Below are 24532 nucleotides of genomic sequence, written 5' to 3'. Positions count from 1 at the left end.
ACCCGTTTTAGGGCTGGCAGGAGCGATGCACCGGATTGGTAGCCGGAAGCTTGCTGTCAAATCTTCCATCAGAGCAACCTGATGTGCTCAACCAACTGCCCAGCATTAACATGAGGCTGGGAACCATTTGTGTCACCCGTTTTAAAGGAGCGAACTGTTGTTTCCCTGGCATGCATCCTGCCTGTATGAGAATTGAAAGGGCAACAGGACAATATACCTTTATAAGCGATTATTGCATAGGAGGGATGGTTTGGACTTTTATAAAGCTAATCTTCTTTCCTGCAAACCAATACTAGCAATTACTTACTTTCAAATACAGCTAATTTACTTTATATTAGCTAATGCAGTAAAGAAAGAAACGCTTTCTCCCTGACGATTAAAAGCTAATTAGACAAATATTTTGACTATCATGTAGCTAATCCCATGACTTCAATTTCCTCCCTCTTTTCCCTTGTTCATTCGCTTACCAAACCTGAAAAAAGATATTTCCGCCTGAGTGTTTCCCTTCAAAGCGGAGAGAAAGAATATGTGAAGCTATTCGATCTACTGGAACTGCACCATACTTTCGATTCAGCTTTGAAGAAAGACATAGCCCTGCAGTTTCCGGGTACCTCTGTCGAGCCTGCCCGGAAACACCTCTACAGGGTGCTGATGAAAAGCCTGCGCAATTTTCAGATGGAAAAACAAGTAGAAGTACGTCTGATGAACCTCTTACAGGACAGCACGATACTCTTCAACAAAGGACTTGTAGATGAAAGCTTCCAACAGCTGCACAAAGCCCAAAGCACGGCTTTGAAATACGAGAAGTTCACTTTCTTTATCCTGGCTGCCCAGAGCGAGATAAAGCACCTCATCCAACTGCAGTTCATTGGAGTAGACGAAAACACCCTGATCAAGAAACAGGAAGAGATAAACAAACTACAGGGGCAGTTGAGCACAATACATCAACATGCTTCTCTTTACGAGCTTTTGCTCATACGCTTTTGGAAAAGCGGCACCGTCCGCAGCCTACGGGAAAGCACACAACTGAATGACCTGTTGCTCGAAGAGCACATGATCCTGAACAGCCAGCAATTTCAGTCCTTTGAATCCCAGCAACTACACCTGCAGTTCCAGTCTGTTTACTTTCTAATGACCGGTGATCCGGAAGGTAGTTTAAAAGTATCTTATGACCTGGATAAGCTATTTCAGCAGAACGTTCATCTGTGGGCGGACACCCCGCTCTACTATGTACACTTTTTAAATGGCATCCTGCACAACCTGCGGCGCATGCAGTATTATGAAGAAATGACATTTTTTCTTCAACGTTTAAATGCTACCGCCGAAATATCAGGAAGCTTTGCTCTTTCGATAGAGTACCAGGTGCTCGAACATGAACTGCATCGTGCTGTTAACCAGGGGCAGCATGGGCAGGCAGTGGCGTTAGTCCAGCAATGGTCAGCCTCTCTGGATAAGGAAATTGACCAGCTCCCCATCCATATACACGCTCAGTTGTGCCTGACTGTAGCTCGCGTCTGGTATAGCTCAGGAGCCTACTCTACCGCCCTTAAGTATATTAACCGTGCTTTAAACCAACCTAGCAATTCTTTGAATCGCCTGCTCTACGTAAGTTGCCGCCTTATGAATTTGCTCATTCACCTGGCGCTTGATAACACAGATTACCTGCATTATGAGATCCGTTCCAGCGAGCGTAAACTGAAAGCAGAACACAGCTGGTATAAGGTGGAGCAACTTGTGTTTAATCATGTCAAACAGTGGCTCCGGAACAGGTCCGTAGGAGTCATGCCGGAACAGCTCCTTCCGCTGCTGGAGGATCCGTTTGAAAAGCAGCTTATTCTGGAACTGGGGCTTCAGGAATGGGTGCTGTCTTTACGACCCGTTAAATCACCTGCTTAAAGTGTAACGGCTTGTACTTCGCCCTCCACATTAGCCAACTTTAATGTTGTGGCTTTTGCAACTGCCCTGCTCTGTTAAGGAAACAGAGTGAATTTATTTCTTGCTATCGTTCTTTCGCAACCGCCTGCTTTTTTGATCCAGGAAGAGCGACTGCGGTTCCAAGGTGTTGCCCACACCTTTTCCCTCCACAAAATCTTCTGGCGCTGTTATAAATTCTGTTCCAGCTTGCCATGCCGATGTGCGCACTCCGGGTTTACTGCCGGACGTTCCGATAACGTAACCATACCGGCCTTGCTGGGTCTGTACTGCCTCTGCCTGCGAGCCATTGCTGCTCAAATTCCAGTACACACTATGTGCTCCTGTGAGGCCGTGAATGGTAGAACCGCCCCACTTTCGCCAGCCGGCAGCAAAGAAGCTGTTTTCGACTGTGCATTGGTCAAACAAGTTGGAATGGCTGAAGTGCATGTGGTGATCGCTGCCGCTGCCGTTTGTTTTCTGATACCCCACCAGCCCTTTCTGGCTTCCGGAGTTTTTATCCAGGCAGCGGAAAAACACATTGCCGGAAGCTGACATGTGCGACAACACAAATCCGTGGCGGCTTGAATCAGCTACGCAACCCTGAAGTAAGGTTTCATTCCCCATCACCCGATACATATATCCGTTGCCGCCACCGCCACCATACTGCGGGTTCTTAAAACTACAGTCTACAATGCTCACGTTCATGGTTTGCCAGACTTTGATGCCGTTAGACAACACATGGGTATCAGAGCTATTCCCCTCCGGGCGATAAGAATTCACCTGCCGGACCCATCCATTGTATAAGTGGGCAATTGCAATGGCCCAGGAATCATGGCACTGATAAGAACCATTCTTTTCATCACGGTACGATTCCTCTGACCAGTCTCCTTCTACAAAGCTTTGCCTGTTTCCGATGGACATATACTCCACCCCTACTTCCGTGAGCATTGGCGGCGCTTTATACAGGGCGGCTCCGTGCGCAGTTTCCAGGGCATACCGAATGGGTATATCAAGCGTTATTTCCTTTGCTCTTTTATTTATAGCCACCACCTGCCGCCCATACAACTGCCCGTGCAGGCTATTGCCTTTGTCTTTCCAGTAATCGAGCATCCTATGCTTTTCAATCCAATTGTTGTCAATGTAATTCCGGATGATGATTAAGTCGCCAACTTTGAGACCGGTTGTTTGCTGCACCGGAATAACTGATGTTGGCTTCAGAAGGTCTTTTGTAAGAAGAGTTTTATTTTCCCCGGTCCCGGTCCAGGAGTTACCGTTCTCAATGCTGATGATGGCTTTACTGCGCATGTTGGAAGACGCGTTATACAGGAACGTCTCTCCGGGCCCGGCTCCTCTCAACACCACATGCGAACGGGCTATGCGCAAACAATAATTCTTATCTGTTACCGGGTTTACCTGGTAAGTGCCTTTCGGCAGATAGACCACCCCGCCCTGCTTTCGCTGGCCGGCATCATCAATGGCTTTTTGAAGAATAGCCGTTACATCCAGGGTACCGGTATTGTCTGCGTTATAAGGTGGCTTAGTCACATCCAGTACTGCCCGTGCTTTGAAGGGTATTTCTTTTTCTCCCCGATGATAACCGGCGTAGGAGAAATCCTGAATCAGCTTATCAGAGTAGAAATCAGCTTCTATAGGTGGCTGCCAACCCTGCGGGTAAAGCTCGCTGCGCCATGTCTGTGCCTGGGCATGCACCCCCAGGCAAACCATGAAGCATATAAGCAGCTGTGCTGTTTTTCCCATAGTTTCTCTTTAAGCATTCATTTATTGCACTTTAGCCTTTCAGAATCAAAAGAAAAAGCAGTTGTGTACTTTCCTGCCTCTTCTTTTGGCAAAAGCTAGCGTGCTTTATCGTAACATCTGATACTAAACTACAGTGACAAGAATTATTGAAGCGATTTCCATTTGCCTGAATAATATGCTCTATCTATAGATGCAAGTAGCGACTTATCTTTCTTCAACTTAGCCACATGCCTTAAATCCTGGTATATGTAGAAATTGAGCCAATAGCCATAGTCGTATTTCTGGTGCAGGCTATGCGGTTTCATATAAAAGGCGTAGTGGCTGGTATCTACCTTGTATTTTTTGGCCACACTTACAGCGTCATTGGCTCTGGCCCACATATTTTCAGCTACACTTGAGAAAAGCGCCTGAAAATCCTCATAATTATTTTGAGATGTCGGAATGATCTCATTCCGGTCATCAACACCTAATTCCAGCAGCGAAACACGATCCTCAAATAAGGTATCGCCATCCAGATCATACTCAACCAGATCTATAAAGCCATTGTTATTGGTGTCGGTGTATTTTACTGTCCCGAACGTCTTTGGCTCCACTTGCGTACGCTCTGGCCTCCATCGGTTGTATAAGCCACCGAACCCCTGGTAAGAGTAAGCGGTCTGGTCTATTCTCCAGGCTCCCCACTCAGCCCCATAAAGGTGAATTCTGCCATCAAAAGCACCTACATAAAGTTGCCCTTTTCCCGAAAAGTCTGTGTCCCACTCACCCCGGTCACCCGCCGCATCAGCCTGGGCATTATTATCCAGGCCCCCTTTGTTTTTACCTATTTTAAATAAATCCTTTGGCTCATAAAATTCAACCCGTTCCCATCGGTTACAATCATCATCCTCATCAAAAACAAAACTGCACTGGCTCCATTGGCCCCGGTTAAATATGAGGTTCCAGGCATTGTCCTGGTCAGGGTAGTAGAGTTCATCTACTTTGCGCCATCGGGAGTCATAAAAGAACTTGTTCGCTTCCGGAAGCCCTCTAAGACTGCTAAAGGAATGTTTCTGGTCGGTGTAATCAAAACCAGGGCCTCTAAAATTAAGGCTTATATCAAAGTCGAACTCATTACCTGGCCCGTTATCGTTATCAAGGTCGAAGGTAAAAGAAACGTGGTCTATTTTCTTGGAGTACAGAATATCGATTTCCTTATCTACCTGATGAAAGGTTGTATCCTTATTATCCTTCGGCCTGAACAGGGGGGTATCTACTAATCTGATAGCCATTTCAGTAAGGCCGTCTTCGTCCTTGTCATAAAAGATGAACGGATTTTCCCAATTATAGCGAAGGTCCCCAATACGATAACTGGAGCCATGCATTTTCATGAATAGTGAATTGCCATGATAATCGGTGAAGAAATTACTATGACCATCTTTTTCCCAGGCCTGAATGTTCAGTATGTTCCAATCGATGTAGTGCATGATCTTGTCTTTGTCAAAATCCATCACGTACATGTAATCAGCCTCCCAATCAAAGAAGTTACGGGTTGCAGCCTTTCCGTTCCTCACGACCAACTGCATGTCGGCTATACCGTCACCATCTTCATCGTTCCAGTCAATGCTTAGATCCTGAGGGCCAGCAAAATGTCCGTCGCGGTTTAAATCCAGTAACAGGCAGTCGCTGTCCGTGTCTCCCTCCACATCCCCAACTTCCATATCATCGTCGTCGTCGATCCACATGAGTGGAATAGAGTCGTTCACCATCCCCCTGAGCACATCAGGGTCTCCGTCATCATCTAAATCGATGTATTCTAAAGCGGCGATAGTTGGTGCAAGCGGAAGCCTCCAGGGAATAAGTTGGGTGTTGGTATTCCAGTAGGGAACATGAGTGGCTGTCTGGGCACAAGCGCTAAATGTGACAAGTAATAAACTGAGGGCAAGAAATTTAACCATTGAAAAAGATAATAATAATACACATTTTGAGGCCGCATTTTACTTCAGGTCCTGATTGACTTTAGATAAATGAAGATAAAACTGCGAAATACTTCTGCCTTGTCTTTAATAAGTAAGTGTTAAATTACAGCATGGCACAGGTGTGACAGGATTAATCCTTTTGTGAGCTGAACGTGTGGTTTGCCTTTCTCTGGGCAGGCGGTGCGACCATCAGATCTTCAATGGTTTTCTTTACTTCTTCCGGTTTCTGCAAAATTAAGTAACTGTGGTCTTTATCTGTGTCGTTGCGCCACTCGTTCTTACCCGACTCGTCTATATAATTATACCCGGTGCTTTCCAGTGTCCAGTTATCCTCAGCTCCTCTTACAGCATAAAGCATGGAAGTTTGGTCCCAACTCTGGCGGTCTTTGGTCACTTTGTCTACAAACGGATGATTTTCGTAAGATGCCCGTATCGGGCTGTTTTCAGGGGCTTCCGTGAGCAGGCGGCTACCTGTTCTGACAGCGTTTCCTACTTCGTAGCCACTGTACACAATGGGGGTGGGCCAGGTTTCCGCTACCAGCTTAGAGGCATCCGGGGCTATTTTAACATTCCATTCATCCCCTTTCGGAAAGCCAGCTCCCATCACAGAAAGGAACTTCACTTTCTTTTTCACCAACTCATGGCCGCTTAACTTGCTATAACCGTCAGGTGTGGACTTTAACAAATCAGCCAGCAACCGTTCCGGCCCTACCGCCACAATCACAACACTTCTGTCGGCCTGTTTGGCTAATATTTTCCGGTAGAGCGCAATCGCATCCGGGGCATCCTTGCCATGCATCAGATCATGCGGGAATTTTTCGGCCAGTTTGGTATTATAATGGTCAAAGAGTTTTCCTTTGTACTCGTAGTTGCCCTTGTAAGTACCAATTGGAATATCCGGGCGGCCATAGTAGGTGTTGATGACATCCATGGCAGGCGCTCCCATCGGGTCCTGCATCGGGAACATTGTCGCTAATATTTCGGCCTCTCCGTTATCCGCAAACTGATGCAGCAGGGCCATTACGCCGGCATCATCGGAATCCTGGCCAATATCACTGTCCAGGATTATTTTAACCGGTTTGTCACTATTGGATGCACCCATGTTATTTGATGTACAACCGCCGAGCAAGATGCTACTGCATATAACTGACAAACCTAATAATGTGTTCTTATTCATCTTTGTTGATTAAATAGTAAAGCTCTAAAAATAAAGCAATCATTTATGTGTGACAGCACCTGCAACCTGCCTGCATATCTTTTTTTACAACAGGAAGGAAAACATTATCTATTTTGAAAAGAAACAGCAGGCATGCTAAAAACAAGAAGATGCCTGCTGTTCCGGTTTTCTGCAGCTGAACTACCAGTTTGGATTTTGACTTAAGCCAGGGTTTAAGCCCAATTCGTTGATAGGAAAGGGCCACAAATAATCCCTGCCGGGGTCAAAACTCAGGAACTCAGCATCCTGAAGTAACAAATACCCTTCCGGGTCAAGCTGTACAGCTACATTGGTGTTAAACTCTCCCTGGAAGTAATACATACCCAAAACCGGCTTTACCAACACATTTTCAGCAATTTTCCAGCGCATAATATCCCAATAGCGAAATCCCTCCATAGCTAACTCTACCCGGCGCTCCCGGCGTATTTCGTCCCGCATGTCAAGGCCATGCTCGGCAACAAAACTGTTGGTTAGCTCGGCTACACCGGCCCGCTGGCGTAAACTATTGATCGTTAAACCCAGGTCTTCATCGCTGATGCTGCCCTGCAACTCAAAGGTGGCTTCAGCATAAATGAGGAGCACCTCCGCATAGCGGATGATGGACCGGTCTATGAAGGAGCGCTGGTTAGACCAATCGGTTCGGTCAAAATATTTCCGGGTACCAAAGCCTGTTTTGTGAAACTGAAGAGGCGGAACAGTATAGCCGGCATTAGAAATAAAAGCATCTCCCTGCTTAAAGAAAGTAGCGGCTAAACGCTCATCCCGGCCTGCATACACCTCATAGGAAGCATTGGGCGCCTGATAGGCAGGAGACTGGGCAATGGGCAAGCCATCTTTCATCAGGTAGCTGTCTACAAGGCTTTTGGTGCCGTTTAAGGCGCCGGTTTCAATGATGCGGGAAAAATTGTGGTTTGCAACCTGTTCAGCAACGCTAATCCCAAATTGTTTCACCAGAATGTTCTCCCTGTTCTGCCGGCCTTCTCCCGCATATTGAAACAAGTCAAAGTAACTTCCAAACAAGCTGTGCTCCTGGCTATCTATGACGGCTTTAGCTGCATCACGGGCAATGGTCAGATGTTTGGCAGGCTCACCATAATTGTGAAATTTGGAACGGGTTCCTTCAAAAAGAGCTATCCGTGCTTTTAAGGCCATGGCTGCCGTATTCGAGACTCTGCCATAGTCGGCACTTCCCAATTGGGTGGGAGTAGGTAGCAACGTGCTGGCATAATCCAGGTCGCTGTATATGGCATCCATCACTTCATCGCGTGAAGCAGCAGGGGCATTCAGTTCCGGCGAGTCTTCCTGCAGTGTTTTCAGTATAAGCGGAACCGCCCCGTACTTCTGAAATAACTGCACATACGCCCACGCCCGGAAAAAACGGGCCTCCGCGATGTAGCGGTTGTATACATCTTCAGTAACCGGTACGGTAGGAGCTTTCTCCATAATATTGTTAGCCGCCCGAATAATCTTGTATGGGTCGTTATAATCATTCGCGGTAGACGGAGCCTGCCGGGAGCCGTCACTTATGTTGTTCGCTGAAGTACCGAAGGCATCATCCGACCAAACATCTTCCGTGGTGGGTGCGGGTAAAAAGGTATATAAATAGTTAGTGGCATTTCTCAAATCACTTTCTGAACGCCAGAAAGAGGGGTCGCTGATTTGGGTTTCGGGTATTCTTTCTATTTCGCAGGCGGTTAAACTCACCAGCAACCCAAAGGCAATAACTAAAGGATATTTCGTGATTTTCATATGATGTTTTTTTAAGAGTCAACTACTTAAAAGGTTAAATTGAGCCCCATGGCAGCGGTGCCAAAAAACGGATAGGCAGACCCGGTATTATTTGCTTGTTCCGGATCCAGGTAGTCCTGGAATTTACCCAAGCCCGAAATCGTCAGGAGGTCTTGCCCGGTAAAGAATATCCTTGCCCGCGCTATTCTTGCTTTTTGCGTCCAGGCCTCAGGAAGCGTGTACCCTACCTGTAAATTTTTTATCCGCATATAGCTGGCATCCAACACCCATTTATCAGAAACCAGAAAGTTATGACGGCCTCCTAGGTAAGGTCTGGGATAGAGTGCATCAGGGTTCTCTGGCGTCCAGTAATCACGATGAATATCCATCGCCTGCTGCCAGGTGTATGGCAAGGGTTCCAGCACATCGCTGCTAGGCATAAAGTTACGCTTGCCTACTCCCTGGGCGAACACCGCAAAATCAAGCCCTTTCCAATCCATGGCCAGGTTGAAGCCAAACAAATAGCGGGGCTGGGTGGTACCCAGGAACACCAGGTCGCCATGGTCTTCAGGAGTTCCTTTGCCGACGGTAATTTTATTGTCTCCGTCCAAGTCCACATACTTTACATCGCCAACACCGGCACGGCTATCCTGAAAGGCCCACTCATCTACTTCAGCTTCCGAAGTGAAATAACCGGCCGTCTGGTATCCCCAGATTGTATTAAGCGGATACCCTTCCAGAATGGAAGCAACACCGCGCGGTATTACCCTTCTGCCTGCATATTGCATCAGTTCGTTCTGGTTGTCTGACACATTGACTGCCACTGAATAGTTAAAGCTGTTGCCTATTGTGTTCTGGTAACGCAGTTCAGTTTCCCAGCCCCATGATTTAAGTTCACCGTTATTTGCTTTAGGCGTCCCTACCCCAAAGGTTGCCGGCAACTGCATAGGAGTTAGCATGTTACGATTGTACTTGACGTAATAATCAACACTGGCCTGAAGCCTGTTATTGAAAAAGCCCATGTCCAGGCCACCGTTCATGGTTTCAATGGTTTCCCATGATAGACGGGATGCAGGTACAGTGTTCTGGTAAAAGTAAGTGGAACGGGATTCGGGTGTACCAAGCACTAAGTTGTTTCCGCGGTTCAACAAGGCCAGATAATCATAATTGCCAATGCCCTGGGCATTGCCTAAGGTACCCCACGAACCTCTTAACTTAAATTCATAAAAGAGAGGCAGTGTTTCGCTGAACCACGATTCACGGTGCAGGTTCCAGCCAGCAGAAGCAGAAGGGAATACTTTCACCCGCAATCCGGGAGCCAAACGGGAACTTTCGTCTACGCGCAAGGTCGCCTCAAGAAGGTATTTCCCGTCGTAGTTATAGTTGAAACGCCCGAACAGCGACTGGAAGGCATAAGTAGAAATGCTCTGATTGTTTGTTTTGGTGCGGTCATCGCCCAGGACCAAAGAAGGTAAATCGTTGCTGACCAGATTAGTGGTGCGGGTTTCTACGTCTTCTCCACGGATGTCTTCGTACTGATAACCTCCTAGTATATGGAAATTATGTTTAGCACCGATGGAAAGATCATAATCCGCCAGGAACTGAAGGTTATTGTTATGGTCCAGTTCTTTTCTGAGTTGATAGAAGTTCGGGTTATTTAAGCGGGATGCCACTCCGGTGCGGTTAAACATTTCAACTGTCCGGTCAAATATCTCCCGGTCGCCGAGGCGGTATTGAACTCCATATACGGCTCTCAGTTGAAGGCCCTTTACAACTTCAGCCAGTCGCAGGGTAAACACGCCATCAAAAAAGTTACGGGTGTAATTGTTATACCCTCCTGATTCCAGCTGCGCATACGTCTGGGCACCCTGGTAATTGTAGCGTCCTTCAGGCGTAAAAGTAGGGTACCGGTTTCGGCTATTCCGGTATAAAGAGTGTAAAAGAGTCCCGCCGTTGCCGCTGATATTGTTGCTGCTGGTTTCTATCTGCTGTAAGGTATAGGATATGCGGGAATCCAAGGACAGGTGCTTGGTTAACTGAGCACCCAGGTTGAGGCGGGCATTATAACGCTCATTTTTGTCGGGACCTACTTTAAACATTCCCTGCTTATCATAGAAACCAACCGAGGCCATAAAATTCAGTTTTTCTGTTCCTCCTCTAGCCGAAAGGTTGTGCGTTTGCATAGCAGTGTTTTTGCGAACAACCTGGTCGATGATGCTTTCGGTGTTATAATACAGGTAATTGTTTGTATCGGCAGGGTTGATAATATAGGGAGTGCTTCCATCTTTGAAGTACCCGATTTCCTCTGCTGTATACTCCGGCCCCTGCCCGGCATTTGCACGGGCCAGGTTTGAATATTCTGCCTCTTCCCAGGTTTCCATACGCTGCGGCAGGTTCAAGGCCCAGTCAACCCCAACCTGCGTCGAATAATCGAATACAACTTTACCGTCTTTTCCCTGCTTGGTAGTTATCAGAATAACCCCTCCGGCAGCCTGAGCACCGTAAATAGAAGCGGCAGCCGCGTCTTTAAGGACACTGATGGTGGCAATGTCGTTAGGGTTCATGGTTTGCAAAGTAACGCCCGGACTGGCAACACCATCCACCACAATCAGAGGGTCTACGTTGCCATTGGCAGAGGTAGCCCCCCGTATCTGGATGCCTATTCCTTCATTACCAGGCTGGCCGGTTGTACGGGTAATGTTCAGGCCGGGGGCCACTCCCTGTAAGGCAGTGGCGACATTAGCAACCGGACGGTTTTGAATAGCTTCAGAGCTAACCGTTGACACGGCGCCCGTCAGATTTTCTCTCTTTTGTGTACCATATCCTACCACGACCACTTCCTGCAGGGATTTTGCATCATCAAGCAGGTTCACGTTAACAGTAGATTGGTTGTTGATTGGCACCTCCTGGGGCTGATAGCCGATATAAGAAAAGACAAGGGTACCACTGCCGTCTGGTACATCAAGGGAGTAGGTACCGTCAGCACCAGTAGGCGTTGCCGTTGTGGTTCCCTTTAGCAGCACTGTCACCCCAGGTAGTTCTATACCATTTTCATCAGTAACTTTTCCCTTTACCTGAACACTTTGTGCTAGTGCACTGGCCATCGATAAAAAGAAGAGAGGTAGTATCATGTAATATCTCAGTTCTTTTAGTAATAAGTGTTGCATAGAATAATTTAATTAATGGTTAATGAGATATGATTAGAGTTATCTTTGACTAGATGCTTCAGTGCACCAACTGTACCGGTCAATTGCTTATTTATAGTATCTAATGAGTTTGATTCTCGCCGAAAGCAAAAGCAACTTATGATTGATTAATCACTTGTTTGAAAGAATATAAAAGTATAGCCTCTGTTAGTGGTCGCCCTGCTAACGGGCAGCCACTAGCATTGTAAGCCCCACAATATAGCACGCCAGCATCAGGTGAAGCATTGCGTGAGTTCCGCGAGGGGCATTCCGAAACTCCCGCCAGATATAGATACCCCAAAGCGCGGCCACCACTGTTGCCCCCTGCCCTAAGCCGTAAGCTATTGCCGGACCAGCTTTGTCTGATGCAATAATACTGAAGGCCATGCCAATGCACCATATAGCGCCTCCCAGCACACCGGTCAGATGGCTTACCCAACTCCCTTCAAAATAATCACTGTAACTTACCGGGGCTCCTGTGAATGGGTAGCGCATTAGGATTGTGTTAAATAAAATATTGCTGACGAACACTCCTAAAGCAAATACAACTACCGCTGTGTAGGGGCTCAGCATACCTGCTTCCGGAACTGTGAAATCAGGGAACATAGAGGCCGCCACGTACCTATAAAAGAGCCCCATGAGGCAGCCGCTTACCACAGCAAGCAGAAGCCCTTTACCTGACACGCCCCCCATACCCTGTGAAAGACGACGATAAGCCCCGGCGTTAAGCAGAATAGCCACCACAATAAATCCCACTCCAACTGATAGCAACCCCGCGTCACCTACAGGAAGCTCCAGATAGTTTACGACCACGCCTATAACCAGCGCAAGCCCTACACCTACCGGAAAGGCTACCGCCATACCAGCAATGGCGATAGCGGCACTTAGTAAGATATTGGACAGGTTAAATATGATACCGCCTAAAAGCGCGGAACCTAGAGCAGAGGAGTCTGCCTGCATTAGATCAGGGATAAAAGAGCGTCCTTCACCTCCCCAACTTCCCAGCGTGAAGGCTAACAGGAGCGAGACAAAAAGTACACCCAACACAAAATCCCAATAAAAAAGCTCGAAGCGCCAGTTTGAGGATGCCAGCTTCTGCGCATTGGCCCAGGAGCCCCAACATAGCATCGTGATGACACAGAATATAACCGCTAAAGAATAGGAAGGAATTACAAACATAGCTGACTTATTATCAATTCAAATTGATTAATCACTTACAGTACAAGGCAAAAAAAACTACACCAAGCCCACCAGTGGAAGACTCTCTAATTCCCGCCGGTGCGGTAGCGATGATTGGGCTCCCATTCGCGTGACAGAGATAGAGGCTGCCTTGCAGGCAAAAGCCACCGCCTCTTCTAAAGAAAGCCCCTCTGAGAGCGCTACCGTCAGTGCGCCGTTAAAGCAGTCGCCAGCAGCTGTTGTATCCACTGGAGTAACTGGCGGAGCGGGTATGAGCTGTGCTGCATCTGCACCGGAGTATAAATATGCCCCACGGGAACCCAACGTAATCACCACATTGGAGACTCCCTTCTCCAGAAGCCGCCGTGAAGCCTCTGCTGCCGTATTAAGGTCTATCACCCGCACCCCCGTCAGGAGCTCAGCCTCCGTCTCGTTGGGCGTAATCACGTACAGGCAAGGGTAGAGATCCTGCGGAAGCTCCTGTGCGGGAGCAGGGTTCAATATCACGCGCAGGCCCCGCACATGGCTCTCGCGCACCGCGTAAGCAACGGTGCCTAGCGGAATCTCTAGCTGTAACAGCACCAAGGCATTGCTGCCTGCCGCCGGAAGACCTGCCTCCACCTCTACCGCAAGCAGGTGATTGTTAGAGCCTGGGGCAACCGCTATACAATTTTCGCCTGTTGCATCCACATTGATGAGCGCCACACCAGAGGGCTGCTCGGCGTCCGTCACCACGTGCCGTGTATCAATGCGTTCACGCTGAAACTGCTGCAAAGCCTGCCGCCCAAAGACATCGCTTCCCACTTTTGTTATAAAGCTTACCTGACCACCCAGCCGCGAAGCAGCTACAGCCTGGTTAGCCCCCTTCCCGCCGGGGTTCATTAAAAAACGCCCGCCCAGCACCGTCTCACCTGGAGAAGGAAGGCGCTCAGACTTCACCACCATGTCCGTGTTGGAGCTGCCTATTACACATATTCTACTTGTCTCTGACATTCTTGCCTTTGCTTTTGATTGTTGACTGACTGAATATAGTTACACCAGTACTTCCCCCGAAACTCATTTATCTACATTTAGCTAAAGCTAAGACGCCTCTTCCCCTCAAATCAGGCAAAAACAAGCTCCTGTTAAGCTACAGAGTAAGGCTAGTGAAAAACATTAGCTAATCCCAAGAACTTATGTTAGCACTTTAAATTTTATAACTGGAATTATTTCAACCGAAAAAAGGACAGTAACCTTAATAGAATAGGTTTCCTAAGTGATACCAGTCCTCTGAACCTATTGTGTTATTTTTGAGCAGGTTGAAAATGGAGTTGCTTATATTTGACTGGAGGCTTTTGACAGGCAGATTTATAAAGTATCAAATTTGACTATTATGGATAGACGTGTATTTGACGCCTCCTTCAAGCGGATGGCCATTGACCTCTCCTATTGTAGGTGAATCAGTAAAAGTGGTAGCCGATGAGCTGGGCATTGATCCCGGCCGGCTGAGCAAATGGCGGCAGAAGGATTGTTCGCCAGTCCGGCCCACGGAAGGGCTGGCAGACGAGCAAAGGGAGATAAAGCGGCTACAGAAGGAGCTAAAGGAGGCGCAGTTAGAGCGTGATATGGATCTGATGCTGACGCAACGTCTGCTGGTTTAAGAAAGTCCAAAGAATTTTTCCCTATTTTTCAGGGAACTTGTGGTTTATCTATAAAGTATTATAAATAGATCCCGCTCCTCTTTTTGGAATTTCCCGACACTAGTTTGAACTACTTCTTTAAGGATGCTGCGGGAAGAAGTGTAGCCCACTGGCTTTCTTGTACCTGTTTCGTATCAATGAATAAGCATATCTTTATGATATAACGATTTTTTGTTCGAGTAAATAAAAGAGTAATCTTAAGGTTTATGTGCCCATGAAAAAATATATACTCCTGCCTCTCCTGTTGGCGGCTTATGTGGCCTGTGCTCAAAAGAATTGGCAATATACCGAACCCGGGAAGCAAAGAGTGATTGTGTTAACCGATATCACGAATGAGCCCGATGACCAGCAATCGCTGGTCCGGTTTCTGGTGTACGCGAACGAATTCGATACGGAGGGGCTGGTAGCAACTACCTCGGTCCACCTCAAAGACAGGGTGCAGCAAAATAAAATCGAGGAGTTAGTCAGTGCCTACGGAAAGGTGCGGGATAACCTGGAGAGGCACTCCAGCGGCTACCCCTCCGCAGCGGATCTGAAGGCTGTTACTGCTTCCCACCTGCCGCTCTATGGCATGGAAGGTGTAGGAGCAGGGAAAGATTCTGAGGGCTCTGAATTGATCATCAGAGCGGCGGACAAAAATGACGAGCGCCCGGTCTGGGTGAGTGTGTGGGGCGGATCCAACTGCCTGGCACAGGCTTTATGGAAGGTGCGGGAGTCGCGGACACCAGAGGAGCTTAAAAAGTTTTTGTCGCGACTGCGGGTATATTCCATCTCCGACCAGGATGATGCCGGCCGCTGGATCCGGACTAATTTCCCGGACCTATTCTACGTGGTAAGCCCCAGCGCAGAACACTGGGCGGAGTATTACCAGGCCACCTGGACAGGTATCTCGGGAGACCGCTTTTACAAGAACGGGCCTATGCATCAATTCGAACTGGTAGACAACCCCTGGCTCATGGAAAACATCAGCCAAAACCATGGGCCTTTAGGTGCATTATACCCCCCGCTGGAGTACATCATGGAAGGAGACACCCCTTCTTTCCTCGGTTTAATCAACAATGGACTGGGGAGTGCCTTAAGCCCGGCCTATGGCGGTTGGGGCGGGCGGTATGCTTTTTTCAAGTCCTATGCCGAAGCAGGTAAAATCTGGACCAATACGATTAATTCAGTGGATGAAGTGGAGCTGGAAGATGGCCGCCGGGTAGCATCTGACCAGGCTACCATCTGGCGCTGGCGGGAAGCCTTTCAACATGACTTTGCTGCCCGTATGGATTGGTGCGTGGCCGGCTCCTTTGAAGAGGCGAACCATAACCCGGTGGTGGTGGTAAACGGAAACAAAGGGCAGGCGGTAGCCACGGCCATTGCCCCGGCCGGTGAAACGGTCCGCCTCAGTGCCAAAGGCACCTCCGACCCCGACAGCCATGCTTTGACCTTCCGCTGGTTTGTGTATAAAGAAGCAGGTCAGTTCACCGGCAATGTACAGTTGAACAACCCCGGCACCGAGGAGGTAAGTTTTGTGATGCCGAAGTTAGATGCAGGACAGGAGCTGCATCTTATCTGCGAGGTAAAAGACAATGGTACGCCAGCCTTATTCAGCTACCGGAGAGTTATTCTGCGGCATTGACCACTGACATGGACGCCATGCATGACAAAGGACTTACACCTCCCTGTAAAAAAGAATACCCGGAAGCGCGACCATAAAAATGGCGCAAAGTTCATTGCGCCTTTTCTGCGTCGAGCTTGTAGGCTTGTAAAACGGGTTTGTCGGTATACCCATCAAAGGAGTTGTCCAGTCCTTTGCCCACCTGGTGGAGCACCAGCTCGTATTCGCCATCTCGAAGCGTCGTTGTAACCAGCAGGCGTCTTGAGCGGAATGGACAGGTATTGGGCAACGGGTGCGTTTGCGGGCACAACAAAAGGTTTGCTTCCGGCCGTTTCTTTGCCCTTCACAAGGGTTTTAACGGTGTAGGCTGTATTTTGCGTGAAGTCCGCTTTGGTGTCGATAAAGTTAGTACCCCCGGTTATAGGTTGCGGGTTCAGCTTTACAGGCTTCTCCGTTCCTGTTGTGCGGTAAAGGTTAAAAGGGAAGTTTTCCGGCTCGGTTGCTAACACACGCCAACTGATGAAAACAGCATCAGGCTTGTGCCGAACGGCTACCACCCCACGGTCAAGATTTTCCATGATGCGCTGACCGTAAACCGAGGTGGTCAAGCAAAAAACGAACAGGTATAAAATCAGTTTTCTCATCGTCTTAGCTTAGAATTCAGGTGTTGACTCAGCTCCGAAGCCTGTTACAAAATAGTGAAGTAAGGTCCGGGGCATCTAACAGCAACAAGGGGCTTCTCCAGTTCATGCCACAATCTCCAGGCTGATCTTAGCCTGGAGAAAGGCTCTAAACAATCTAAGGAAATAAATTTGGCGAACCACCAGTATCAAATAGGGGATTAGAAAAAAAGCCGGCTGAGAAGAACACATAATTCTCAGCCGGCGAATCTTAATAGATAATTACTATCTAGAGGACTTTTTTACTGTTGACGGTTACTTTCTTCAGTTTGAAATTTTCTATGATAGAAGTGTCTATCTCAGTAAAATTCTTTGCGGTTACAGCTATGTTTTCAAATCTGAAGTCTGACATCTTATAGCCGAATCCTTGAGAAGGTTTGACTTCTTTTGCCGCTCCCACATTAAAAAAGTTCTCGCAATCCAGTTTTATGTTGCGCATGGTTATATGGCGGATGACAGACGTTCCCGCTACCTCTTCCCCTTTAAGGTCGAAGAACTGGGTCCAGGGGCGTATGAAGATAAAGTTGCCTATGTCTTGGCCTTCGATGTCTTCTACGAGAACATATTCGTAAATCTGTGGGGTGTCAGGGCGCATTTTAAACCAGAGTAAACGCTCTGCGTGGTCTATCTTAACCCGGCGTAAAATGATGTTGCGATCGTGCAACGACTCGCTTCCGAAGGTTAAGGCGCCATGGCAGTATCCGTACGTGCAGTCTTCGATGATGATGTTATGGTTGGCTCCGTTATTTGGATCCTGATCGGCACGCGGACCTTTGCCGCCCTTTAGCGCCACGGCATCGTCGTTTACCGACATATAGCAGTTTTTGATGAGTACGTTTTTACAGGCGTCAATATCCACTGCATCAGAACTCGGGGCTTTTACAGGCTCTTTGGGAGAGTATATGTACAGGTCGAGCAGCTTTACATTTTCGCTTTTATACAAGTGCGTCGTCCAGAAAGGTGAGTTTATCAGTTTCACTCCTGAGAGCTGCACGTTCCTGCTGTTTGAGATGTATACCAGCCGCGGCCTCATTTCATCCATGTTAGTGGTTTTCGGATTAAATTCCCGCCTTAGCCAGAATGATTTCCAGTAACGCAGTCCATTCCCGTCGATGGTTCCTTTACCAGAAATTGTAAATCCGTCAAGCCCGTCGGCATTCACCAGCGCAGCAAAGTATTTCAGCGTTTGTCCTTCCATACGCGTCATCACCAGGGGGAAGTTGCTGATGTCGTCGCTGCCTTTCAGCTTGCCGCCTTCTTCCAGATGCAGGTGTGTGCCCTGTTTAAAGAAGAGCGAGCCACTCAGGAAAGTCCCTTTGGGAATAATGACAACCCCGCCGCCGCTCTCATGGGCTTTGTCTATCACTGCCTGTATGCGTTCTGTCTGAATGACCGTACTGTCGTTTGTGACATTGAAGTCTGTAATACGGTAATGCTTTCCCAGCTTATTTATATCCGTAGGTTTGTTTTGCCGGAACCAGTCCGGTATCGGCGTTCCATCCGGGAATTTTTCCTGTGCAAAGGAGGTAAGATGCAGCGTAATGGACAGCATGAGCAGCAAGGCGAGCCTGAATTTTTGTGTAAGCATTAAATTTCTGCCTGTGGTCTAAAATGTATGATAGAAGAATAAGTATGGCAGCAAGGGTATTTACAGGAAGTTATGTGCGAGATAACTATCCAGGTAAATTGCCCCTACTGCCACAGTATGAAAGTAGTCAAAAATGGTGTAAAGCGCACGGGCAAGCAAAACTTTCTGTGCCGTTCTTGCGGAAAGCAGTTCCAGTACGTGTACCAGAAGGCAGGCTGCCGACCTGAGGTAAAGCGGCTGGTGTTGCACATGCTGGTGCGAAACTGCGGCACCCGGGACATCGGAGAGGTGACGGGCGTGCACCGGCAGATAGTGCTCAGGTGATTAAATCAGCGTGCTTACCAATGCTGACCTCCCCCCGAAAAACCGGACCGTTGTAAAGTAGAGGAAACGGGTAAAGTATCTCACTAAATAAAGAAATTATCATTTTTAACATAATGATTAATCAAACATCTTGATCATTAAAAAAATATCTTCCATAAGTTTTATTGCCTTACTATTGCTTACCCCGCTCCTACCAGCTACTTCTTTAAGCGAAGGACCTTCCCCTCCCCATAGAAGAAATCATCTTTTACAATCTGCCTGAGGAGACCCGAATATTTTTTATCCATTTAGACAATTCAGGAGCCGACTTTCGCATGGACCCAATGTTTAGAAGTATGGTTTTAGTAGATAAGCTTTCATTTTGAAGATTTTTATAATTGACTACTAATAAATCAGATCAAAGCATAAACTCAATTGCTTATGTGCCAATGCATAACAAGAACTAAAATCGCATTATTTTTATTAACTTATGAGGCTTTTGAATGATAGGAATTTTTGAATATTATTATTTAGATTGCAGAAAAGACTTTAAAGGGAGAACCCGGCCTGAAGTGGATGGAACGTATTGCTTTTTTTGATCTGGAGGTAACAAAACAGCCTAAAGCAAGGGTGCAGAGTATTGGATCCTGGTTCAATGGTCGTACCTGGCATTCCACATCAGTTTATGACTTTGAGCAGTTTCAGCTGGATTCTCATTTCCTCTGCGGCCATAATATACTGGCGCACGACCTCCCCTTCCTCAAAGCTGCCGGAGGGGTCTCTGAGGGTTTCTTTCGCAAAAGGTTTATTGACACGCTTTACCTCTCCCCGCTTTTCTTTCCCAACCGGCCTTACCACCGGCTTGTGAAAGACTACCGGTTAATGAGTGAACACTACAATAACCCTGTTGAAGACTCGAAAATAGCAGCAGACCTCCTGGCAGACTGTATCAGTGCTTACTACAGTATGCCTGCACTGCTCAGACAAATAATCAAACAACTCCTTTGCACAGATATATCTTTTCGTTCGTTTTTCGAGCTTTTAAATGATAATAGTTCAAGCGAAGAAGATGGGCCGCTTGAAGAACAAATCATGTCCTTCTTCCAAAACAGGATCTGTTCTAACGTTATCCTTTACACACTCATACACCAGCTACGGGTGCCTTTAGCCTATGCACTGGTCCTGATAAATGCCCCTGATCAAGGTTCCATTATCCCTCCATGGCTGCTGCACCGTTTCCCGGAGGTGGTTACTGTATTGCAGCTGCTTCGGGGCACTGGGTGCCAACAGCCCTCCTGCCACTACTGCGAAACGTATCTTTCGCCGGTAGCGGGGCTTAAAAAGTACTTTGGCTATGCAGGGTTTCGGAAGTTTACTCCTGCCGAGCAGACGCCCTTGCAGCAACAGGTAGTGGAAGCAGGCTTGAAGGGAGAATCGCTGGTGGCTATTTTCCCGACCGGAGGTGGCAAGTCCCTTACGTTCCAGTTGCCTGCTCTTATGAAAGGCGAAGCAAACCGGGCATTGACTGTCGTCATCTCACCCCTGCAGGCACTTATGAAAGACCAGGTAGATGTGCTCCGAAACCGCTTCGACATCACCACTGCCGTGGCCATTAACGGGCTGCTTTCCCCGCTGGAGCGAGCCGATGCCATTCAGACGGTCCATGACGGAGGCGCTACTCTTTTGTACATCTCTCCTGAATCCTTGCGGTCCAACACCATTTACCGGCTGTTAAAGGGCCGGCAGATAGAACGGTTCGTAATTGACGAGGCCCACTGCTTTTCTTCCTGGGGGCAGGACTTCCGGGTAGACTACCTGTATATTGGTCGCTTTTTAAAGGAACTTGCCGAAGCTAAAAACCTGCAACATCCAATACCTGTCTCCTGCTTTACCGCTACGGCTAAGCCCGAGGTAGTGCAGGACATCATCTCCTATTTCAAAGAGCAGGCGAACTTAGACCTGAAGCTGTATCAGACAACTGCCTCCCGAAAGAACCTGACCTACCATGCTTCGAAGGCAGAGGGTAAGGAGGCAAAACTACAGCAGCTCAAGGACCTGCTACAGGACATTACAGAACCGGCGATAGTTTATGTGAGCAGAACGAAAACCACAGAATACGTTGCCGAAGAACTTAAAAAGGCAGGTATCAAAGCGGCGGCTTTCCACGGTAAGATGGATGCTGACCTGAAAATCCGCATCCAGGACAGCTTTATGAAAGGCGAAATCAATGTTATCGTGGCAACTTCCGCTTTCGGGATGGGCGTTGACAAAGAGAACGTGAAGCTGGTGGTGCACTTTGATATATCTGACTCACTGGAGAACTACATCCAGGAAGCAGGCCGTGCGGGAAGAAAGCCGGAAATGGAGGCTAACTGCCATTTGCTCTTTGACGAGAATGACCTGAACGAGCATTTTGCCTTGCTAAATCAGACGAAGCTTTCTAAAAAGGAAGTAGGCCAGATATGGAAGGCAGTAAAAGATTTTAAAAGGCTGAAGTTCACCAAATCGGCTTTAGAGCTGGCCAAGCAGGCTGGCTGGGATACAGACATTATCCAACTGGAGACGCAGGTAAAAGCCGCTATAGCCGCTCTGGAAGATGTAGGGTACCTGAAGCGGGAAATGAACTCCCCACGGATATTTGCCCAAAGTATCCTGGTACGGAATGTAGAGGCCGCCAACAAGGTAATTCATGCAAACGCGGACAAATTTCCGGGCGACCAGCTACAACAGGCCATCCGGATATTTCAGTACCTTATTTCCAGGGAAGACACCATGGTCGATGCCCTGTCTGACCACCTGGGCATCGAAAAAGAAATTGTAGTCAGAATTCTGCTTCACTTCAAGGAACTTGGCCTGCTTGGCGACACCAAAGACCTGACGGCTCTGATTAATCCTACCAGAAGTGAGAAGAACTCAGAGCGTTGCTTCCAGCGCTACGCGAAGCTTGAAAAGGCGCTGCTGCACATCTTGCTGCCATCTGATGAATCACCGGTTGTTTTCCAGACGCACCTGCGCGACATCAACGAAAAGCTGATAGACCAGGGCTATGAGGGTAGCTCCATAGAGGCTATCCGGAACCTGCTGCAGTACTGGGAGCACGAGCATTACATCAAGAAAGAACGGATAGATGCCCATACCCTGCTCTACCGCATCGCGTTCCGGAAAGAGAAGCAGGAAATAGAAGAGAAAATTATGAGCCGCCTCACCTGTGCTGCAGACGTGGTGCAATGGCTTTGCAGGCAAAACGCGCTTGAGGTAGCAAACAAGCAAAAGCAGGAGGATGCTGCCCTGGAGTTTTCCATGGTGGAAATGAAAAAGCAGGTGGAGCTCAGCAACATCATGCTACCCAAAGCTTCGCTGACGGACTATGAAGCGGTACTGCTGTACCTGCACATCATCGGGGCCATAAAGCTGGAAGGCGGCCTGTTCGTCCTCTATAATCCCATGACCATCGAACGCCTGATAGATGATAACAGGAAGCAGTACACGCTTGAAGATTATGGTAAGCTGCAGCGGCATTATGAGAAAAAGGTAGATCAGATTCATATTATTGGTGAGTACGCCAAAAAGCAGCTCCGAAACCATGTGGAGGCCATCAGCTTTGTGGATGATTACTTCCGCCTGGGCTATGAGGCTTTTGTGCAACGCCATTTCCGGAACGAAAAAGGCAAACTCAAACAGCCCATCACCGATAAGAAGTACCGGGAAATATTTGCGGCCCTTTCACCGGACCAGATGCAGGTTATCAAGGACAACAAGAGCCCTAACATTTTAGTGGGTGCCGGTCCTGACAGCGGAAAAACACGGGTGCTCGTACACAAGGTGGCGGCCCTGCTGATGATGGAAGATATCAAACCAGAGCAGTTCCTGATGCTGACCTTCTCCCGACCTGCCGCGACAGAGTTCAAAGAAAGGCTGCAAAAGCTGATTGGCAAGTCCGCTTACCATATTGACATCTACACCTACCACGGCTTTGCTTTCCAGCTTCTGGGCCGTGTAGGTGATCTGAAGAAATCTGACAATGTCATTAAACAAGCGACCGAGGGCCTGGTGCATGATGATATTCCCAGTGACCGTCTGAAATGCAAGAGTGTTATTGTGGTGGATGAATACCAGGACATCAGCCAGCAGGAATACGATTTCCTGAGCACCATTATAAAGCTGGCCGAGGATGTACGGGTGATTGTGGTCGGTGATGATGACCAGAACATCTATGAGTTCAGGGGCTCTTCCATATCCTTTATGCGCGACTTTGAGCGGGACAGGCAGGCAACAAAGTACCTGTTCAGCACAAACTACCGAGCCTGCTTTAACCTTGTGGCGTTCTCTAACCAGTTTCTGAAGCTTTTCCGGTCCGACAGGCTGAAAGCAGGCTTACCGTTAATAGCGCATAACCAGACCTACGGCGACATTTGCCTGACACGCTATACGCCTTCATCTGACCTGGTCAGCCCGTTGGTGCAGGATGTAGTGCAAAAGCAGCTGACAGGCACCATTGCCGTACTAACACATACGAACGAAGAAGCGCTGCTGGTGCAGAACCTGTTGCTCCAACACGGCATACCGATCCGCCTGATTATGGCGCAGGAAGGCTTTTCTCTGCGGCAGCTTTTGGAGCTAAAGTGTTTCAGCTGGTATATCCGCGACAAAATCAGCGGCGAGCTTGGCTTCATTTCAGGTGAAGGTTGGGAGCACAGCCGCACCCGGATTGAGCAGGAGTTTGCCACCTCAGCAAATCTGCCCCTGGTACAGGATGTGATACATGAGTTTGAGAAGACGCATGGCGAACGGAAGTTCTGGTCTGACTGGCTGGCTTTCTTGCAGGAAGCACGCACCGAGGATTTTATATACCCGGAAACGAGCAAAGTGCTGGTTTCTACCATGCACAAGGCCAAAGGAAAAGAATTTGACCATGTATTTTTGCTCCTCCGAAACTACCCCTTAGTCAAGGAGTCAAACAAACGTGTCGTGTATGTTGCTATTACCCGGGCAAAGAAATCCCTGCACATTCACACGGACCAGCCTTACTTCGATCCTATATCGGTGCCCGAATTAAAAAAGGAGACGGACGGAACAATTTATCCGGCACCACAGGATCTGCAGCTGGAAATGGGCATGAGCGACGTATGGCTTGGCTTCTTTAAAAAGCGCCAGAACCTGAAGGCTATAAAGCCACTCAAAGCAGGAGACGCCTTACAATTACCAGAGGAGCCTGCAAATGGATTACATTTTTCAGATAACCCGGTTGTTGCCTTCTCTCAGAAGTTCAAGGAAAAACTTGCGCAACTACATAAGCAAGGCTATATGATGCAAAGCGCCGAAATAGCGCATATCGTAGTTTGGTATTGCGAAGATGATGAGAAAGAATATCGGGTGGTTTTGCCTAGGTTGTATCTACAGAGGCTATAGGGTGGTGTTCTAAAGGAGTTGCCTGAGATAAATACTTTATATCTAAATCAATATTGAGGTTTCCAGATCACAATGCACAGTTTATAATAGTACAGCCATTCTGATAAGAGAGTATGTAGACAAGTGTAGCACTTTTATTTCTAAAAACGTGTAAACTGAGGAGCTAAGGGCGTAGACTGAGAGGACTGGGAAAAGTATGACAGGAATGGTCCGCTCGCAAACTAAGAGAATTTTGCTTTACAGAAGCCTGATTGAAATCATTAAAGAGCTAAAGGTTATAATAACTCGAAAATTTTCTAATTTGGATAAGAGTCATATATACTCCTCCACCCTAA

At 47.8% G+C, this 24532-nt stretch carries 13 protein-coding genes and 1 pseudogene; 5 read left to right on the top strand and 9 right to left on the bottom strand.

Annotation, left to right across the window (positions count from 1 at the left end):
- Window positions 1-423: 423 nt before the first annotated feature.
- Window positions 424-1896: a hypothetical protein gene (locus DXT99_RS01545; RefSeq protein WP_115563736.1), complete on the top strand. Its 1473-nt coding sequence runs from the start codon at window positions 424-426 to the stop codon at window positions 1894-1896.
- A gap of 93 nt (window positions 1897-1989) precedes the next feature.
- On the opposite strand, the gene DXT99_RS01540 is transcribed toward DXT99_RS01545, so the two are convergent.
- The 7 genes from DXT99_RS01540 to rbsK form a co-directional block, all read right to left on the bottom strand.
- Entirely contained in the window at window positions 1990-3672 is a 1683-nt protein-coding gene (locus DXT99_RS01540) for a glycosyl hydrolase family 28-related protein (RefSeq protein WP_115563735.1), read from the bottom strand.
- Between the two features lie 143 nt (window positions 3673-3815).
- Window positions 3816-5606, bottom strand: coding sequence for a hypothetical protein (locus tag DXT99_RS01535; protein WP_115563734.1), 1791 nt, complete (start codon window positions 5604-5606; stop codon window positions 3816-3818).
- Window positions 5607-5757: 151 nt separating this feature from the next.
- Complete coding sequence (locus DXT99_RS01530; protein ID WP_181884993.1) at window positions 5758-6729, bottom strand: nucleoside hydrolase; 972 nt, start codon at window positions 6727-6729, stop codon at window positions 5758-5760.
- A 255-nt stretch (window positions 6730-6984) separates the two neighbouring features.
- Window positions 6985-8592, bottom strand: coding sequence for a RagB/SusD family nutrient uptake outer membrane protein (locus DXT99_RS01525; protein ID WP_115563732.1), 1608 nt, complete (start codon window positions 8590-8592; stop codon window positions 6985-6987).
- 26 nt (window positions 8593-8618) lie between these two features.
- Window positions 8619-11702 carry a SusC/RagA family TonB-linked outer membrane protein gene (locus tag DXT99_RS01520; protein ID WP_246000388.1) on the bottom strand — a complete coding sequence of 1028 codons (3084 nt, stop codon included), beginning with the start codon at window positions 11700-11702 and terminating at the stop codon, window positions 8619-8621.
- Window positions 11703-11939: 237 nt separating this feature from the next.
- Entirely contained in the window at window positions 11940-12935 is a 996-nt protein-coding gene (locus DXT99_RS01515) for a multidrug DMT transporter permease (protein ID WP_115563730.1), read from the bottom strand.
- 57 nt (window positions 12936-12992) lie between these two features.
- On the bottom strand, window positions 12993-13928 hold the full coding sequence (gene rbsK, locus DXT99_RS01510; protein WP_115563729.1) for a ribokinase: 936 nt from the start codon (window positions 13926-13928) through the stop codon (window positions 12993-12995).
- A gap of 422 nt (window positions 13929-14350) precedes the next feature.
- Between rbsK and DXT99_RS01505 the strand changes: the two genes are divergently transcribed.
- Together DXT99_RS01505 and DXT99_RS01500 are read left to right on the top strand one after the other, a co-directional pair.
- Entirely contained in the window at window positions 14351-14575 is a 225-nt protein-coding gene (locus DXT99_RS01505; RefSeq protein WP_181884992.1) for a transposase, read from the top strand.
- Between the two features lie 253 nt (window positions 14576-14828).
- Window positions 14829-16238 (top strand): DUF1593 domain-containing protein, encoded by a 1410-nt coding sequence (locus tag DXT99_RS01500; RefSeq protein WP_115563727.1) that lies wholly within the window; start codon window positions 14829-14831, stop codon window positions 16236-16238.
- A gap of 152 nt (window positions 16239-16390) precedes the next feature.
- On the opposite strand, the gene DXT99_RS01495 is transcribed toward DXT99_RS01500, so the two are convergent.
- Window positions 16391-16861, bottom strand: coding sequence for a rhamnogalacturonan endolyase family protein (locus DXT99_RS01495; protein WP_115563726.1), 471 nt, complete (start codon window positions 16859-16861; stop codon window positions 16391-16393).
- Window positions 16862-17126: 265 nt separating this feature from the next.
- On the bottom strand, window positions 17127-18485 hold the full coding sequence (locus tag DXT99_RS01490) for a rhamnogalacturonidase (RefSeq protein ID WP_115563725.1): 1359 nt from the start codon (window positions 18483-18485) through the stop codon (window positions 17127-17129).
- Window positions 18486-18557: 72 nt separating this feature from the next.
- Between DXT99_RS01490 and DXT99_RS27920 the strand changes: the two are divergent.
- Both DXT99_RS27920 and DXT99_RS01480 read left to right on the top strand, forming a co-directional pair.
- Window positions 18558-18806, top strand: a pseudogene (locus DXT99_RS27920) (transposase-like zinc-binding domain-containing protein); the annotation flags it as partial.
- 558 nt (window positions 18807-19364) lie between these two features.
- Window positions 19365-24197 carry a RecQ family ATP-dependent DNA helicase gene (locus DXT99_RS01480; protein WP_115563723.1) on the top strand — a complete coding sequence of 1611 codons (4833 nt, stop codon included), beginning with the start codon at window positions 19365-19367 and terminating at the stop codon, window positions 24195-24197.
- The last annotated feature ends 335 nt before the right edge of the window (window positions 24198-24532 follow it).

Origin of the sequence: Pontibacter diazotrophicus, assembly GCF_003367245.1 — a bacterium.
Classification (GTDB): domain Bacteria; phylum Bacteroidota; class Bacteroidia; order Cytophagales; family Hymenobacteraceae; genus Pontibacter; species Pontibacter diazotrophicus.
The sequence above is the reverse complement of the archived record's forward strand: the minus strand, read 5'-3'. Positions and strand labels throughout refer to the sequence as shown.